Below are 17,335 nucleotides of genomic sequence, written 5' to 3'. Positions count from 1 at the left end.
ATCTATACAATCGTGCTGAATTCTCTGTACCTTGTATTTACCTGCAATTGGAATTTTTTCATTTCTTTGTGTATTCCGATATGAGTTAGAACCTATACAGAACCCCTGATGTTTTCATGTTTCGAAATATCAATGAAATAATCACAGATTCTTCGTACAGCTGCCCTCTGCTTCTTCATATCGGTACCGGTGGCTTCATTAAACCATAAAATTTTGAATTTTTCGTTTCCGAAGCTCAGAATAACACTGCTTTTCAATACACCCTTTCTCACAGTGGCTCCTTGTATATCCTGTAATGGAATACGGAAATATCCGGTAGCCCTTGTCACATCCAGAGAATGCAGTGTAACAATATGAAGACTCGTTTTCGTTAAACCCACATAGCAGTATATATTACGGAATCCGATATTCGGACGTTTATCTGCATCAACAGCATATGATAACAGCCTCGGTGTTGTGGATACGATATTTCCCCAAGTTGTTGCCCTGTACTTCTCCTGCTCACAAAGCAGCTTTTTTAATTCCGTATTTTTGCTTTCCTCATTCATAGTCAATGCCATTTGAATTTCCTCCTGCAACGATGGCCTGTTCGAGAAGCACGATGCTTTCATCAATGGAATGCTTATGATTACATAAGCCGGAGGTTCCTCCTGTAAACATCGTTGCCCCCGCCTTTGCACATTTCTGTATGGTCCCTGTATGAATATTTCCATCAACTTCGATCACCCTGTCAAGCTCTGCTGTCATAAGCAGCTGATGCATTTTTTCTATATGGCGAACTGCCTCCTCTTGAAAGGTCTGTCCTGAAAAACCGGGTTGGACACTTAGTTTCAAAATCCACTCCGCATGCTCAGAGACTTTAATGAAATCTTCTGGTACCGGTGTATCACAGCGAAAGGCAAGGACAGGCTTTGCTCCAAAATCACGTACTGTTTGAAAAGCTTTTTCTATATCGATATCCGCCTCATAATGAATCGCAATATAATCTGCTCCGTTTGCTATACAGGGCTTAATATATGGAATCGGGTTTCTACAGGCCAGATGCACCGTAATCGGCAATTTAGTATAGCTGCGAAATACCTTCAGCATGAGATCACCGAAAATGAAGCATTCATTAAACTGACCATCCACCATGTCATAGTGAAGACTTTTAATACGAGATTGATTGATTTCCTCCATACTCTCAGCAATATGTCCAAGATCAATACAGGACAAGGATGCATTAAAACTGAATTCTGTTGTCGTCAGCTTCATGGTCATGCCTTCAACAGCTTTTTGATCTCATACTCATAGGGTGTATTCCGGCAGTTTTTCAGTGCGGAGGTCAAATAGGTTTTGCTTAATTTTTTATTACAGAGATACGTATACTGCAGACCGAGCAGATATTCAAAAATACCGATACGTACACGCTTTGCATCATTGGTAAAAGCATCCGGCATTTTCTTCATCGGTTCCAGCCTCTCTCTGATTTCCTCTATATACTCACTCTTTTTCAGTGCGAGAATACTGTACATCATTTCCATCGTATGAAGCTCTGCGGTATTTTTATCAGCCTTTCGACAGATATGCAGCATGCTTTCTGCTTTCTTAAACTTCTGATTTTCCATATAGAAATAAAATCCCTGTCTGGCAGCGGCTGCCTTTTGCTGATCTCTCATTTTCATTTTACTGAAAATAGTATCGAGCTGTGCCTCAATTTTCCTTTTATCACCCTGCATGAAATAGGAATTTAACCGCATGTACTCCCGATTGTAGGGCTTGAAGGAAAATATACAGGCGAATCCGTCCAGCAGCTTTTCAAATCGTTCATAATCTCTTTCTGACAGATATCCTGTCAATTTTTTATATACGACTCGTTTCATTATCTGCGGAATAATCAGCAGTATGATAAGAACAGCAGCGGTAATCAGAAATGTAAATGTCATATGATGCTCCTCCTATAATATATGCGATTTCAGATTTTCTTCACATATCCGTTTGAAATCATCGTAATCCTCAACAGACAGAATTTCCTGTTTGAATTCATTATTGAACAGTAAGGGAGAAAGATAATCCCAGGCACGAAAGGCTTCCAGATTATTTTTCTGAATACATACCAGAAAAATCAGATTCACATGATTCCCTTCAGTATCCCAGACTGCCGGCTTTTTGAGGATGATTTCGCCGATAAAGGAATCATCCGTCAGCAGATGCATGGGATGAAGGATTGCGATTCCATTGCCGAAGTAGGTGGAACCAAATTCCTCCCGCAGTTCGATTTCCTCGGCGAGATTGTCCAGCTTATACAAGTCAGATGCCGCATGGACAAGACACGTTTGAATTTCTTCCTTTTCTGTGAAATCTTTTACAAAAAACAGCTTTGGATCAAACAGCTTCATGATATCCTCAACATTTTTAAAGCCTTCTATACGTACCTTGATTTTCTCCAGCTCATTGGAATCGGGAAAGAATGCAATTTTTGTCGCCAGTCCGGATTCAGTCGCCCTGTTATCCTCGGTTGAGAAGAACAAATCGTATGCATCCAAATCGAGATCATCCAATTCATTCGAGGAAACGAAGGTGATGGATACGATATATTTCTGAAATTTATCATACAGAAACTGTTCCAGAAGGAAATATTCAGAACGCTTCAGGTTCGTTATGATACATACTCGTTTGTTGCCCTTTAAGACAGAATACTCATTGATGCTTTTATTGAAATAGATGGCAAGAAAGGCGGTTTCGCTTTCTTTGATTTTACATGTATAGCGCTCTGATAACAGGTAGGAGAAATATGTGGCAATATCAAATGCATAGGGAAAGCTCTGCTTGATATAATCCAGCATTTCATTCTTGATCTGTACATTGTTGCGTGCTCTGGATATCAGGGGAACACAATGCAAAGCCAGTGAAATACGCAGGTTTACATCATGTGTGAAATCCGTCGGATAGGATTCATGTATTCTCTGCAGCGCATGCAGAATAAATGTATTCAGATCCTCTGATATATAATCAGTATTGCTGAAATTACTGTGATTGTTAATATACATTGCCAGAAAATTGATTTCTGTCTGTGGTACACGGATCAGATATTTTGTTTCAATCCGCTCAAAGATATTCCCTGCGATTTTAATTTCCGTGTCATAGGTACCCTCACCGTCAATATCCTCATCATTCAGATAAAAGAAGTTGGTGATTCTCCGTATGGATATATTCAGCCAGATAATAATATTCTGAAACTCAACATCGGAAATCGGATACTGTTTCTCCAGCAGCTCCTTCATCAAAGTCTTTCTTATGAATTCCACATGAACAGCCTCCGTATCGGATATCAGCTTGCTTGGTATCATGGGATGGTATGCATAGCTGACATCCATCAGACAGATGCGCTTATCCCGTTCCAGCCCGTCTATCCATATATAACCCTTTGTCTGAATCAGACGTAAGGAGAATTTGGACAATGTTTTTTCCAGCTCTTTTAAATCACTGGTCAGTGTGGATTTTGACACATAGATATAATCTGCACATTTTGTCAGGGAAATGCTTTTTCTCTGGCTCAGCAGAAAGTTTAACAGCTTATAAATACGATCATCTCTGTAATTGATATTGTATTTATCCGACTGCATTTTCAGATCATTGAGATAGTGAGCAAAACGCTCTCGGTCCAGAATCTTAATTCTGGTACCGAAGGGTACTCTGGAATCAATTATGAATATATCAGATAAAGAAGCAGTGTCCTCTTTTATTGCCTTGATATCATTTTGGATGGTACGCAGACTGATGTTAAATTTATCCGAAAAATAGTTTGCTTTATAGTATTCACCAACTTTTTCGCAAAGCTCTAAAAAAATACTGGATTGTCTTTTTGTTAGCATTCTTATCACTATGAAACCCAAACTGTCTAAAGGATTTCACTTCTCCTTTCCTTGTGTATTCAAAACAAATTGAAACATAGTCCCCACCCTATGCAAGCAAGTACATCATACCGTATTATCAATTACGAAAAAAATTGTCTTTTGCGTAATTGATACGCAAGAATACCCTGTGGATGACTTCATAATTACTCCGCAATTATCCGAAACCTACGCATTTGAATTTATTTATAATGGAATTGTAAGACAGACGGTAAGGCTTTTTGAATTATAAAAAATGCCTGCCGAGAAAAAGGAGGAAATATGAAAGCTTGTGTGTTAGAGAAACCGTATGATGTTCGTATCAAAGAACTTCCCATTCCTGAACCAAAAGACGATGAAGTGTTACTGAGAGTTACTGTCGCTGGAATTTGTACAAATGATGTCCGGGATTACAAAGGCTCCAGATATACGTATCCGCGTATCGGCGGGCATGAATATGCCGGGGTGATTGAAAAGCTTGGAAAAGATGTTGATAACGGAATATTCCATATTGGTCAAAAAGTGGTGAATTACATTATAGACGAATGCGGTGTCTGCTACAACTGTAAGCATGAACATGAAAATATCTGTGATTCAGCGGAAAGCGGAAAAACCTTTTATAACGAAGGAGGTATTTCCGGATACTTCGGGTTTGCCGAATACATTGCGGTAAAAGCACGTCATCTGCATATGGTACCAAATGATACGCCGGATGAACTGGCAGCATTTACAGAACCGCTTGCCTGTGTGATCAACAGCATCAATAAAACCGGAATACGCATGGGGGATGATGTTGTGATTATCGGTGGCGGAGTCATGGGACTGCTTCATGTTCTGTGTGCAAAGCGGCAGGGCGCAAGCGTCATTGTCAGCGAGACAAGTGCAGATCGCCGAAAGCTTGCACTTGAACTTGGGGCAGATGCAGTGATTGACCCTGTGGAAAGTGATCCTGTGGAGAAGATAAAGCAGCTGACAAACGGACGCGGTGTAAATGTTGTATACAATACTACGGCGATACCCGCAGTAGCCAAACAGGCAATCGATATGTGTGCCAAGAGCGGTCTTGTTAACATGTTCAGCTCGATTCATCCCAATGAACCGATTCTTGTGGATGCGGGGCGTCTGCATTCTCAGGAAATCCGGATTACCGGTACGGTCAGTCCGACGGTACGCTCCTTTGCACAGGCGGTAGACTGCATTGCCAAAGGAATCATAGATGTAAAACCGCTGATTGAAAAGGTGTATGACTATACTGACATTAAGGAAGCGCTGGAAGCTGCCATGCGTCCGGAAACCTTTAAGGTATTAGTGAAATTTTCAGAATAAGGGAGGAACGAATATGAAAATTGTAAATGGTTTTGATCTGCTAGCATACGCAAAGGAAAAAAAGCTTCTTCTGCCGGCATTCAACACGACGAATCTGGAAATGACAAAGGCGATTATAAAGGGATTGAATGCTGTTCACCTCCCGGGTATGGTACAGATATCCTCCAACAACCTGCATTTATCAAATCCGGAAGTGATTGCTTATATGATGAGAGAGTTTTTAAAGGGGACAGATACACCAGTCGGGCTGCATCTGGATCATGGAAAAAGCTTTGATGATGTTAAGGCATGTGTGGATGCGGGCTTTACCTCCATCATGGTGGATGCTTCCCATCTGAATTTCGAAGAAAATATAAAAGAGGTACAGAAAACAGTGGAATACTGTCATTTCTATCATGTTCCGGTGGAAGCAGAGCTGGGAGCTATCATGGGAAAAGAGGATGATGATGTAAATGAGGCAGACTGTAAAACGGATCCTGCACTGGTAAAAGAATTTGTGGAGCGCTCCGGGTGTGATATTCTGGCCGTTTCCATCGGAAATGTACATGGTCTTGATGCTGTGGCGAAGATTGATCTTGCACTGCTGAAAAGGATTGCGGAAGTTTCACCTGTTCCGCTTGTGCTGCATGGCGGCTCCGGTATTCCGTTTGATCAGGTAAAACAGATGCGGGACTATAACATGATCAAGGTGAATTACGGTTCGGATCTGCGCAGGGCATTCATTCAGACATTTGGAGAGGCTTATGAAAAGAATCATAACGAAGCTAATCTGTATGGTCTCAGTGCAAAGGCAGTGGAGAATGTCAGCAAAACAGCTGCTGATCTCGTTTTGATCATCAACGGGCTGAAGGAATCATAGGAAGGGATTGATTCTGTGTATTATATAGGACTTGATATAGGTACATCCGCATTAAAAACTACACTGATGGATACCCGTCGGTCAATCGTATACGAAAACAGCTATGGTTATACAATCCTGCAGCCGCAGGAGGGCTGGCGGGAAATTGATCCAGACGTATGGATGCAGGCTGTAATGAAGGGACTGCATGATATCTTTGCCAGATGTAATCCGCAGGAGGTTTCCGTAATCGGTGTTACGGGACAGATGCATACGACTGTATTTCTGGATAAAAACGGAGAAGCTGTGCGCAATGCCATCATGTGGACAGATTTACGAACGGCCGGTTTGGTTGAGGAACTGCGTACGGAATGCACACAAAGGGAGGAAACACGCCATATCGCTGAAATATTGTCACCGGGAAGTCCGGCAGTGAATACACTCTGGATCAAAGAGCATGAGCCACAAAGCTTTGCGCGTATTCATAAAATCATGACACCGTATGCATATATCGTATATAAATTAACGGGGCAGTACAGTATGGATTACTGTGAAGCATCCACAAGCTCATTATATGATATTGCCACAAAGAAATGGTCAGTGTATATGCTGGATAGGCTTGGTATTGAAGAAAGCTGTCTGGGACCGCTGTATGCCAGCTGCGATGTGGTCGGAACACTTCAACAGACACTCTGTGAACAGCTGAAGGTGAATCATGACATCCGTGTCATTGCCGGAACGGGAGATAATCCGGCAAATGCAGTGGCTATGGGGATACTGAACCGGAAGGAACCGGTTATTTCGCTGGGAACATCCGGAGTTGTAATTATGCCGAAAAGGGATATGGACTTCGAAGGAAAAGGTAAGAATGTTCTATTCAATGCGGATCATACACAGTTTGTCAATATCGTACAGGGAACGGTTCGTTCAGCAGGGGGAACTCATAAATGGTGGGTGGAAAATATCGTGAAGACAGATGATATGGCTGTGGATCAGCAGCTTATTTCATCTGATCGCTTCGGAAAAAACAGTGTATTGTTTTTCCCGCACATCACAGGGGATAAACTTATGTATCATGATCTTTGCGTAAGGGGAGCATTTGTCGGGCTGAGTTTTGAAACAAGACGGGAGGATATGACACAGGCTGTTTTCGAGGGGGTAAGCTACGCTATCCGCGAGGTTCTTGAAAGTATGAAGCTTGCACAATGGCCTTCCCGCATACAAATCAATGGCGGGGGTACAAGAAGTCCTGTCTGGATGCAGATTATGGCGAATATTCTCCATACAGAGCTAAAGGTCGTTACCGAAAGTGCAACCCCGGGATATGGAGCGGCACTTCTGGCTGCGCTGGCAGACGGTGTATCGGAAAAGGAAGCCTGTATCGGACAGGGGAAGGTGTATGCTGCGAAAAAAGTACTCACTGACGCATACGATCGGCAATATAAAAAATATAAGCGTATGTACAGTGCACTGAAGAATATTATGCAGGAGTGAATTAAAAAATTATAAAATTGCATAATCAATATGAACTCCGTAAAAAAATCGGTTACGTAATGATTACGCATAACATAATAAAAAACGTTGCAGGAAATCGTATAGAATATAACCAGATGGTGGAACCGCTTCCAGAGCAGTGCTTTCACCTGTTGGAAATGAATAGAGAAAGGAGGGTATTATGAAGGTTATCTTAGTATCTCATGGTTCTTTTTCCAAGGGATTATTTGAGACAATGGAAATGGTATTAGGCGAACAGCAGAATCTGTCATATGTCGGTCTGTATCCTCATCAGGGAGTGGATATCCTGAAAGAAAATATTGAGAAGGAATTTACAAAAGCAGATGAGGGAGAAGAAATTCTGGTTCTTACCGATTTGTTCTACGGAAGTCCGTTCAATGCGGTTGTACAGTTGATGAACACATATGATGTATACCATTTAACAGGAATCAATGTTCCCCTGCTGATGGAAATCCTACTGATGAGAGGAAACGGAAAAAGCGCTGCGGAAATATGTGACGAGGCTATGAAGCTGGCAGGCAGTACCGTACAGGATGTAAAAAAATACTTAGCAGACATGCTTGATAATGAGGAGGATGAAAAATGCGAAACATCGTTTTAGCACGTGTGGATGATCGTTTGATTCATGGTGAGGTCGTAACAGCCTGGACACCGAGTCTGAGTGCAAACAGAATTGTCATTGTAGACGATACTGTTGCTGCGGATAAATTCAACAAACGGGTACTGATGGCTCTGGCACCACAGGGGACCAAGGTTGCCGTATTATCTGTTGAAGGCGCAACTAAGGCACTTCAGAAGCCGGATCCGGGAAATGAACGCGTTATCGTTCTGACAAAAACACCGATCGTTTTTGAACAGCTGCTGGATGGCGGCGTGGAAATCAAAGAGGTATGCCTTGGCGGTATGGGTATCCGTGGAGACCGCAAGCCGTTCATCAACAATGTTTCTGCGAGTCCGGATGAGGTGGATTCCATTCGCCGCATGAAAAACGAGAAGGGTGTAAATGTATATTATCAGTTAGTACCTGAGCAGAAGGTAGTCGATATATCAAACCTGTTATGAGACAGATTCTGCTGGACATAAAAACTAACAGAGAGGAGAGAAATTTATGTCAATAGTACAAGCGATTCTATTGGGGGTCCTGTATTGGATTGGTGAAGCAAACCTGCCGTTTGTCGGATTATGGACGGTACAAAGACCGCTGGTCTGCGGATGGATTGCGGGCATCATCCTTGGGGACGCATTAACGGGAGCTATGGTTGGAGCATCCATCAACCTCGTTTATTTAGGATTCATTTCAGCCGGAGGGTCCATGCCTGCCGATATGGCACTGGCAGGAACACTGGGGGCTGCATTTGCCATAACCGGTAATCTGGATGCCGATACAGCTCTTGCACTGGCTGTTCCAATCGGTCTTCTGGGTACACTGGTATGGTATTGCCGTATGACCTTTGACTCCATCTTCGTTCACATCGGTGACAGATTTGTTGAAAAAGAACAATACAATAAAATCTGGATTGCCAACGTACTGCTGCCGCAGATCATGGCTGCGGTTATCTGTATCGTTCCTTGCTCTCTGGCTGCATATTTCGGAGCCACCTATATTCAGGGCTTCATCACGATGCTTGCCGGAACACCTTTGAAAATTTTCCAGATCATCGGCGGTCTGATGCCTGCCTTGGGTATCGCAATCACACTGCAGTATATCTTTAAAGGGGAAAGCCGTGTATTTCTGTTCATCGGATTTGTTGTCGCTGTCTATTCCGGACTTGCACTGCTGCCGCTTGGTGTATTGTCCTTATTATGCGCATTGGTTTATGTACAGGTTCGTTACAGAGAGGGCAGCGGAAAAGGTAACATCGCTGAAGAATCTGAGTTAGAGGAGGATTTCTAAAATGGCAGAACAAAAAGCAAGACACGTTATCCCGAAGAAACACTTATACCGTGCAGCCTTTAACTGGGAAACCTGGGTTCAGTGCTGCTATAACTATGAACGAATGATGGGTATGGCCTGCGGGCACACCTTTGTACCTGTGATTGATGATTTATATAAGGATGATCCGGACGGAGCCGCAAAACGGAAAGAGGTCATGGAGCGTGAAATGGAATTCTTCAATGTCCATATCGAATTCGGTTCCTGTATTCTGGGTATGGCAATCGCACTGGAGGAACAGAAATCACTGGGAGAACCGATTCCGGGTGAATTTATCACATCCTTAAAAACATCCCTGATGGGACCTCTGGCAGGTATTGGAGATACGATTTATCAGGGGGTACTGATTCCGATCCTTTTGGCAATCTGTATTGATATCACGCTGACCGGTACCGTCTGGGGGGCAATCGTATATCTGATTCTGATGCTTGCCATCAGTTATATCTTCAGCTTCGCAAACTTCTTCTTCGGTTACCAGCAGGGCTCCGAGGCTATCATGGATTTTCTGGAAAAGGGTCTGCTCGACAAGCTGCTGCTGGGAGCACAGGTCATGGGCTGTATGGTTATGGGTGGCCTGATTGCCAATTATGTAAAAGTTTCCTGTGGTCTGGAGCTTGTCACATCGGGGTCAAAATTCAATGTGCAGACGCAGCTGTTTGATGCTGTCATGCCAGGCATTCTGCCATTTGGATTCACGATGTTAGTTTACTGGCTGATGAAGAAAAGATGGACTTCCATCAAGATTATTATTCTGATTGTAATCATCGGTATCATTGGCGGATTAACTGGAATCTTAGCTTAGTAACCAACATGAAAGGGACCAGTTCTTGATTACTGGTCCCTGCTTTTATAAAAAGCAGACGGGAATTGTTTCTGTGTGCGATATGTAACTTTATAATCGGTAAGCGAAAATAGGAGGACTGACAATTATGAAAGCCTGTGTACTAGAAGGACCTAAAAATTATCAAATCAAGGACATACCGGTACCGGAAATGAAAGAGGATGAGGTACTGGTTCGTATTTTGACATCCGGAATCTGCGTAAATGATGTCAGAGATTATCAGGGGTGTAAATGGTCATATCCGCGTATTGGCGGACATGAATACAGTGCGGTAATAGAACATATAGGAACAGGTGTGGATCCCAGTCTGTTTCATATAGGTGATAAGGTTATCAACTATATTATTGATGATTGCGGGGTCTGTCCGGACTGTAAGCATCATCATGAAAATATATGCAGTAATTTCACAAAGGGAACTGCTTATTTCAATGAAAACGGCTTTTCGGGCTTTTATGGCTTTTCAGAATATGCAGTGGTAAAGGCACGCCATCTGTATGTGTATCCTAAGGAAACACCGGATGATGAAGCCGCATTCACAGAACCGCTGGCATGTGTTATTAACAGTATCAATCGTTCCCATATCAACATGGGAGATGATGTTGTCGTCATCGGAGGCGGTGTTATGGGACTGCTGCATGTACTGTGTGCGAAGCGACAGGGGGCACGCGTTATCCTGAGTGAAACGGATGCAAAGCGGCGCGCATTTGGATTGAAGCTGGGTGCTGATATTGTAATTGATCCGCTGGAATCCGATCCTGTTGAGCAGGTTAAAAAGCTGACAAACGGCCGAGGGGCAAATGTTGTTGAGAATACGACAGCAATTCCTTCTGTAGCAGCACAGGCAATTCAGATGACTGCAAAAAGCGGGTTGTGCAATATGTTCAGCTCCATTCATCCCAACGAGCCGATTCTTGTGGATGCGGGACGTCTTCACTCTCAGGAGATTGTGGTAACCGGTACCCAGAATGGAACCATTGAGACCTTTGCACAGGCAATTGACTGTATTTCCAAAGGAATCATTGATGTGAAGCCGTTGATTGAGGCTGTGTACGATTATGAGGATGTTGTGGAAGCAATGGAATGTGCAAGCCGTCCGGATACCTATAAAGTTATGCTGCGTTTCTCAGAATAATAGCGTCAAACACCCTGAGAATATCTCTTTTACAGACCGTAAGGATGCGTATTGTATAAGCTTGATGAAAAAGCAGCTGAATCATAAAGGAGGAGAAAATTTATGTTAGCAAATCTGAATGAGGTATGGAAGCTTGCCGATGAGAAGAAAATCGCCATCGGTGCTTTCAATATCGTGAATTTTGAAAATATACTGGCTGTACTGGATACAGCAGAGAAACTGAATATGCCGGTAATTCTTGCGTTTGCACAGACGCATGAGGAGAATAATGTCATGAATCTGGATACGATCGGACCTGTTATGGTACTGATGGCACAGCGCGCAAAGGTGCCTGTGGTCGTTCATCTGGATCATGGTGTAAATCTGGATTACATTAAAAAATCTCTGAAAATGGGATTCACCTCTGTCATGTTTGACGGTTCCGCACTGACCTATGAAGAGAATATCAGGCAGACAAAGGAAGCTGTTGCCTTAGCTCGTAAATATGGAGTGTCCATAGAGGCTGAAATCGGTAAAATGGCAGGGATTACCTTAAATAATGAAGGTGTTACAGAAAACCGTGCATCAGATCGCAGGAATTACACAGATCCTGCAGAGGCGAAGGATTTTGTCGAGAAGACGGGAGTGGACTGTCTGGCATGTTCATTCGGAACGGTGCACGGCGAATATTTTTCAGAGCCGAAGCTTGACTTTGAACTGGTAAAGGAATTAAAGGAGGCAGCCGGTGTGCCCATTGTTATGCATGGAGGAAGCGGTGTAAGTCATGCGGATTACAAGAAGGTTATCGCAAACGGTGTTCGTAAAATCAATTACTTTACGTATATGGACAAAGCAGGTGGAGAAGGCGTAAATGCTGCATCTCCCGTGAAATATTTTCATGATGCCGCCAAAGCAGGACAGGATGCTATGCAGAAGGATATAGAGTCTGCAATGCGCTGTTTTGTGAATATGGATTAGGGTGATCTTATGAAAATGAAGGTAGCAACATTTGAAATCAATGATTACCTTGGTCATGCGTTTACATGTGATTGCGGAAAGCAGCATACCACCCGTCTGGAGCATGTCCGTGTTTGTGATCATGTGAAGGAGGATATCCTGAAGTATTTGCAGGAGCATGCATATCATACAGTCTATATGATTGAGGACGAAAATACCTGCCGTGTATATGGGGAAGAGCTTGAGGCTTATTTAAACGCTAATGGAATCGCCAGCGATCGTGTCATCCTTGAAGCGGATGTTGTTCCGAATGAAGCCTCTGTATTTCGTATTCTGGTGAATATGAAGCGTCAATATGATTACATTTTAGGCGTCGGGTCTGGAACTTTAAACGACTTGTGCAAATTCATTTCCTATAAGCTTTCACTGAACTATGGAATTGCGGCAACCGCTCCGAGTATGGACGGCTTTGCTTCTGTTGGCGCCGCACTGATTACTGATAATCTTAAAACAACCTATGACTGTCATGTGCCGACTGCAATTTTTGGTGATCTGGACGTACTGGCAAATGCACCGCTGGATATGATTAAGGCAGGTCTTGGCGATATTGTAGGAAAGTATAACTGTCTGGTTGACTGGAAAATTGCACATATGATCAACGGGGAATATTACTGTCAGACAATTGTTGATATGGTTTATAAATCTATCAAGGAGGTTGTAGCGCACGCAGATGGAGTAATGACACGCGATAAAGCGGCGGTAAAGGCAATTACAGAGGCATTGATTGAAACCGGTATGGCTATGGGATTCGTCGGCAATTCACGTCCGGCATCCGGCAGTGAGCATCATGTTTCGCATTATTGGGAAATGAAATTTTTATTTGCTCATCATGCACCGGTATTCCATGGAACTAAGGTGGGGCTGGCAACACCGGGAGTAATCGCCATGTGGAAGAAGCTTGCCCGGGACGGTATCGATTTTGCGGCATGTAGGAAGCGTGTAAAGGCATTTGATAAAGCTGCCTGGGAAGCAATGGTGCTTGACCGCTTTGAAGCAGCCGCACCCGGAGTTCTTGCTTTGGAGGAAAAAGCCGGTAAGAATGATATAGAAGCAGCTTTGAAACGTATTGATATCATGGAAGAAAAATGGCCGGATATTCAGGCAGTCATTGAACAGGAGCTGCCGCAGCCGGAAGAGGTGACAGCGATTCTGAAATCGGTAGAGGCAGCATATCGTCCAATGCAGGTTGGTATTGATGAAACAATGACTAGGGATGGTGTGATACTGGCAAAGGAAGTACGTGTGCGTTACGGTCTTTTACAGCTGCTGTGGGACCTTGGGCTGCTGGAAGATTATAGTACCGCATTTGTAGCGTATTATCGGAATTATTAGAGGTAAGGGGAGTTATATGATAACAGATAAAAAAATGATTCAGAAGAAGATGGAAGCAATCCGCGTCTTTATTCTGGATATGGATGGAACGATCTATCTGGGGAAGAATTTATTTCCATACACACATGATTTTCTCAATACGGTGAAGGCTACCGAAAGAGAGTATTATTTCTTTACCAACAATTCCTCCAGAGATTTAGCTGCGTATATAGATAAGCTGCATGGTATGGGAATTGATATCGATAAAAAACAGATGATGGTATCAACCCATGTAATTCTTCGCTGGTTAAAAAAACATCATGACGGCAGGCGTGTGTATGTGGTAGGGACACCTGCATTGCGCAAAGAGTTTGAAGCTCACGGCTGGATACTGGATGAAGAAAAACCGGATATCGTGATTCTGGGCTTTGATACAACACTGACCTATGAAAAACTCTCCAAGGCATGCACTTTTATCAGAGAAGGCGCATTGTATTACGGAATCAATCCGGATTTAAACTGTCCAATGGAGCATGATACCTTTATACCTGATTGCGGAAGTATGGCAAAGCTGATAGAAGCAAGTACCGGAAAATATCCTGAGTTCTTCGGAAAACCAAGTGGGAAGACACTGGACTATATCGTCGAGGAAACCGGATGTTCACCCGATCAGATTGCTATTATCGGTGATCGTCTGTATACGGATATCAAGGTAGCGGATGGCAGCGAGGTTACCAGTATTCTTGTATTGAGTGGAGAAACAAAGGCTGAGGACATTGATACAAGTGATGTAAAGCCGGATATCGTTATTGAACATATCGGAGAGCTGGCAAAGCTGCTGTAGGAATATCTTAAAAAGTAATAAAGAGTAAAGCACAGAAATGTAAAATGAAAAAGGCTTTGCTCTTTTTTTATGGTTCTTTCTCACTTTAGGGTGTATGCAAAAGGGAGAATTCGACTTTTATTGATAAATATATCAGTGTTGAATTCTCCCTGTTTTAAGTCCCCCGTAATCGAGATAGAACCTTTTTTATAAATATCTGTTTCTTTGATTGATTATCTTTGATATAGAAGTATAATAAAGTCGTGAGTAAAGTCGTGAGTAAAGTCGTGAGAAGCTAACAAAACATCAATACCTTATGAGATAAGTTAGATTTTTTTCAATAAGCACAGGCATAATCCTGAACTATGTCCGGATGAGGTTGAAACACTGTTTGTGACAGAATAAGATAGAAAGAAGATGCCAGTATGATACGATACCAAGGGAACAAAGTAAAAAAGTATTTTTATTTTATGTTAGTAATTCTTTTTACAGCTAATGTTATCGGTTGTACAAAACAGATAGGCAATGGCTCCGTAACGGACAGGAAAATACAGGAAGATGGCAAGGAATCGATTTATAAACGGCTTTATCATATAGGTGAAGCGCTATGTAAATATGTACCAAAGGAATACAGCTATTTTTATAACGGGGAAGGCACAGTTCGCATGCAGACCTTTCAAATGCACAAAAAAATACTGACGGGATTTGATGATTCTGGTTCTGCACATCCAACATATGCGAATGAAACATATGCGTGGGAGTATACAACGAATAGTCTGAAAACAGCTGCTCTATTTGCAAATTACGACTATGTAACATGTGATGCCAATCAGCTGGTAAAAACGGATGCAAATGGTAAAAGAACTGTGATATATCAGGGAAACGGCTATGGTAACATCTGGATTGTGAATGAGCGTATGTATCTGTATCGAAATAACAGCAAAGAGAATAAGGAACGGGAACTGTTTTCATTAAATATGCAGGGAAAAGACGAGCACGCCTATGGTGACTACGAAGTACATGCAGTGTATGATAAATATCTTGTTTTCACCAACAGTGAAGAAACTGAAATTCATGTTATGGATACAGAAACTGAGGATATACAGTTGCTGGAGGCGGACGCACAATATTTATATACAGATGATGATACCGTTTATTTCACAGAGCATCCGAAGGATACAGACGAGCATATAGTGCTTGCAAGCGTAAAACTTGATGCTACAGAGCGTTGCAGACTGGCAGATGTAAGGAAAGAAGATGTAAACCAGATAATACAGACAAGTGCAAATTTATATATTAACTGTGTACAGGCTGTACAGGATACGGTTTATTTCTCCTGCGGGACATATGGAGGTTCAGCGTCTGTATACCAGGGCGGCGTGCTTGCCAAGGTAAAAAAAGATGGTTCAAATTTCAAGGTCTTGGGGGAAGCTCCCATTAACTTTACGGTATATGAATCCGGGGAAATCATGAAGTATGGAAGAATAAATCAGCCCTTTCAGGATGATAACGGGAATATCTGGATTTATAGAAACAATGCCAGAGAGAAGCTAATCGTCCATGGTGAGGACTATTACAGGCGTTCTACTGTAGATGAACATGTTGATATCCGCAATGTAGATGTGCAAAAAGATGTCGTTTATTTCAGTGTGAATTACAGTGTACCCGATGAATCTGTATCCATAGGGTGGAGAACAGGATACAGGCTGCAGTCCTCTGTTTACTACAGAAAGAATTTAAAAACAGGGATATCAGAAAAGCTGTATGAGCTTCAAATTTAAGGGTGGATTTTGTTAAAGTAGTAAGAGAAAGGAGATTTTCATGGCAGATAAAAAATTAAAGCGGCCGGATTTTATATTACAAAAGGATTTTTTTGTAAAGAATGATGCGAACGAGCAGGAAACAGGTCCAAAAAAACAAAAGCAGAAGAGCTCAAAAAGAAATCAAGAGACGGAAGCAGGCTGTAAGGAAAATAATAAAATATAAAGCAGAACATCACAGCGCATATATACTGCATTTTGACTGATCTTTTCAAGCAGGTATATAAAAAAACAGCATCCATACAGACGCACATATCCGAATGAATACAAGCAAAAAGCAAGCCTGTACGAAAACAGGCTTTTTAGGATGTAATTCTCTGCTTTTTTGGTATAATATAGAAAGCGAAACTGAGGTGATTGCATGAAACTGATTGTAGGACTGGGAAATCCCGGTAAGGAATATGAAATGACGCGTCATAACTCCGGCTTCTGCGTATTGGATGCCATTGCAGAGGAATGCCGTGTTGATATTACACAGAAAAAGTTTAAGGCACTGATTGCAAATACGAGAATCAGTGGTGAGGCGGTTGTTTTAATGAAGCCGCAGACCTTTATGAATCTATCGGGGGAAGCGGTTCGTGCAGCTATGGATTTTTATAAGCTGTCAGCACAGGATTTGCTTGTGATCTATGATGATCTTGATTTGCCCGTAGGAAAAATACGTCTGCGAGCACAGGGAAGTGCCGGCGGACAAAATGGAATGAAAAATATCATCCGCCATATCGGAACACAGGAATTTGACAGAATTCGTGTCGGTATAGGCAAGGACGCACGTATTTCGGTAATTGACTGGGTGCTCGGCAGAATACGCAGGGAAGAACTGGAAGATTACAGACAGGCAGTTGAACTGGCCAGAGATGCAGCTATTTACAGCTGTTCTCATTCCTTTATGGATACCATGAGCCACTTCAACAGGAAATAGGGAAAT

General features: G+C 42.4%; 18 protein-coding genes. 14 read left to right on the top strand and 4 right to left on the bottom strand.

The genetic code is table 11. From position 1 onward, the window contains the following. Window positions 1-92: 92 nt before the first annotated feature. From G4D54_23040 to G4D54_23025, 4 genes are read right to left on the bottom strand one after another with little or no spacing between them, the layout of a single operon-like run. The gene (locus tag G4D54_23040) at window positions 93-560 is read right to left on the bottom strand and encodes a hypothetical protein (protein ID QJA05115.1); all 468 of its coding nucleotides are present in this window, start codon (window positions 558-560) and stop codon (window positions 93-95) included. Next, entirely contained in the window at window positions 541-1,260 is a 720-nt protein-coding gene (locus G4D54_23035; GenBank protein QJA05114.1) for a ribulose-phosphate 3-epimerase, read from the bottom strand. The genes G4D54_23040 and G4D54_23035 overlap by 20 nt, the downstream gene beginning before the upstream one ends. Further along, window positions 1,257-1,925, bottom strand: coding sequence for a hypothetical protein (locus G4D54_23030; protein QJA05113.1), 669 nt, complete (start codon window positions 1,923-1,925; stop codon window positions 1,257-1,259). The genes G4D54_23035 and G4D54_23030 overlap by 4 nt, the downstream gene beginning before the upstream one ends. A 12-nt stretch (window positions 1,926-1,937) precedes the next feature. Beyond that, window positions 1,938-3,854 carry a PRD domain-containing protein gene (locus G4D54_23025; GenBank protein QJA05112.1) on the bottom strand — a complete coding sequence of 639 codons (1,917 nt, stop codon included), beginning with the start codon at window positions 3,852-3,854 and terminating at the stop codon, window positions 1,938-1,940. Window positions 3,855-4,154: 300 nt separating this feature from the next. On the opposite strand from G4D54_23025, the gene G4D54_23020 reads away from it, so the two are divergent. The 14 genes from G4D54_23020 to G4D54_22955 all read left to right on the top strand — a co-directional run bounded on the left by G4D54_23020 (window position 4,155) and on the right by G4D54_22955 (window position 17,329). Beyond that, a complete protein-coding gene (locus tag G4D54_23020; GenBank protein ID QJA05111.1) occupies window positions 4,155-5,198 on the top strand; it encodes a zinc-binding dehydrogenase in 1,044 nt (347 codons plus the stop codon). A 13-nt stretch (window positions 5,199-5,211) separates the two neighbouring features. After that, complete coding sequence (locus tag G4D54_23015) at window positions 5,212-6,057, top strand: class II aldolase (GenBank protein ID QJA05110.1); 846 nt, start codon at window positions 5,212-5,214, stop codon at window positions 6,055-6,057. Window positions 6,058-6,072: 15 nt separating this feature from the next. Next, complete coding sequence (locus tag G4D54_23010) at window positions 6,073-7,530, top strand: carbohydrate kinase (GenBank protein QJA05109.1); 1,458 nt, start codon at window positions 6,073-6,075, stop codon at window positions 7,528-7,530. A 181-nt stretch (window positions 7,531-7,711) separates the two neighbouring features. Further along, on the top strand, window positions 7,712-8,152 hold the full coding sequence (locus G4D54_23005; protein ID QJA05108.1) for a PTS sugar transporter subunit IIA: 441 nt from the start codon (window positions 7,712-7,714) through the stop codon (window positions 8,150-8,152). Continuing rightward, complete coding sequence (locus G4D54_23000) at window positions 8,134-8,613, top strand: PTS sugar transporter subunit IIB (GenBank protein QJA05107.1); 480 nt, start codon at window positions 8,134-8,136, stop codon at window positions 8,611-8,613. Before G4D54_23005 ends, G4D54_23000 begins: the two co-directional genes overlap by 19 nt. A gap of 46 nt (window positions 8,614-8,659) precedes the next feature. Beyond that, a complete protein-coding gene (locus tag G4D54_22995; protein QJA05106.1) occupies window positions 8,660-9,445 on the top strand; it encodes a PTS sugar transporter subunit IIC in 786 nt (261 codons plus the stop codon). Between the two features lies 1 nt (window position 9,446). After that, window positions 9,447-10,286 carry a PTS system mannose/fructose/sorbose family transporter subunit IID gene (locus tag G4D54_22990; GenBank protein QJA05105.1) on the top strand — a complete coding sequence of 280 codons (840 nt, stop codon included), beginning with the start codon at window positions 9,447-9,449 and terminating at the stop codon, window positions 10,284-10,286. A 127-nt stretch (window positions 10,287-10,413) separates the two neighbouring features. After that, the gene (locus G4D54_22985; GenBank protein ID QJA05104.1) at window positions 10,414-11,457 is read left to right on the top strand and encodes an alcohol dehydrogenase catalytic domain-containing protein; all 1,044 of its coding nucleotides are present in this window, start codon (window positions 10,414-10,416) and stop codon (window positions 11,455-11,457) included. A 102-nt stretch (window positions 11,458-11,559) separates the two neighbouring features. Next, window positions 11,560-12,414 (top strand): class II fructose-bisphosphate aldolase, encoded by an 855-nt coding sequence (locus tag G4D54_22980; GenBank protein ID QJA05103.1) that lies wholly within the window; start codon window positions 11,560-11,562, stop codon window positions 12,412-12,414. 9 nt (window positions 12,415-12,423) lie between these two features. Then, the gene (locus tag G4D54_22975; protein QJA05102.1) at window positions 12,424-13,785 is read left to right on the top strand and encodes a sn-glycerol-1-phosphate dehydrogenase; all 1,362 of its coding nucleotides are present in this window, start codon (window positions 12,424-12,426) and stop codon (window positions 13,783-13,785) included. A 16-nt stretch (window positions 13,786-13,801) separates the two neighbouring features. Beyond that, a complete protein-coding gene (locus G4D54_22970; protein QJA05101.1) occupies window positions 13,802-14,608 on the top strand; it encodes an HAD-IIA family hydrolase in 807 nt (268 codons plus the stop codon). A 404-nt stretch (window positions 14,609-15,012) separates the two neighbouring features. Beyond that, on the top strand, window positions 15,013-16,368 hold the full coding sequence (locus tag G4D54_22965; GenBank protein QJA05100.1) for a hypothetical protein: 1,356 nt from the start codon (window positions 15,013-15,015) through the stop codon (window positions 16,366-16,368). A gap of 40 nt (window positions 16,369-16,408) precedes the next feature. After that, window positions 16,409-16,573: a hypothetical protein gene (locus G4D54_22960; GenBank protein QJA05099.1), complete on the top strand. Its 165-nt coding sequence runs from the start codon at window positions 16,409-16,411 to the stop codon at window positions 16,571-16,573. Window positions 16,574-16,768: 195 nt separating this feature from the next. Beyond that, entirely contained in the window at window positions 16,769-17,329 is a 561-nt protein-coding gene (locus tag G4D54_22955) for an aminoacyl-tRNA hydrolase (protein ID QJA05098.1), read from the top strand. Window positions 17,330-17,335 lie beyond the last annotated feature (6 nt).

It is taken from the genome of [Clostridium] innocuum (genome assembly GCA_012317185.1).
Classification (GTDB): Bacteria; Bacillota_I; Bacilli_A; order Erysipelotrichales; family Erysipelotrichaceae; genus Clostridium_AQ; species Clostridium_AQ innocuum.
This window is presented reverse-complemented; position numbering and strand designations above follow the sequence as displayed.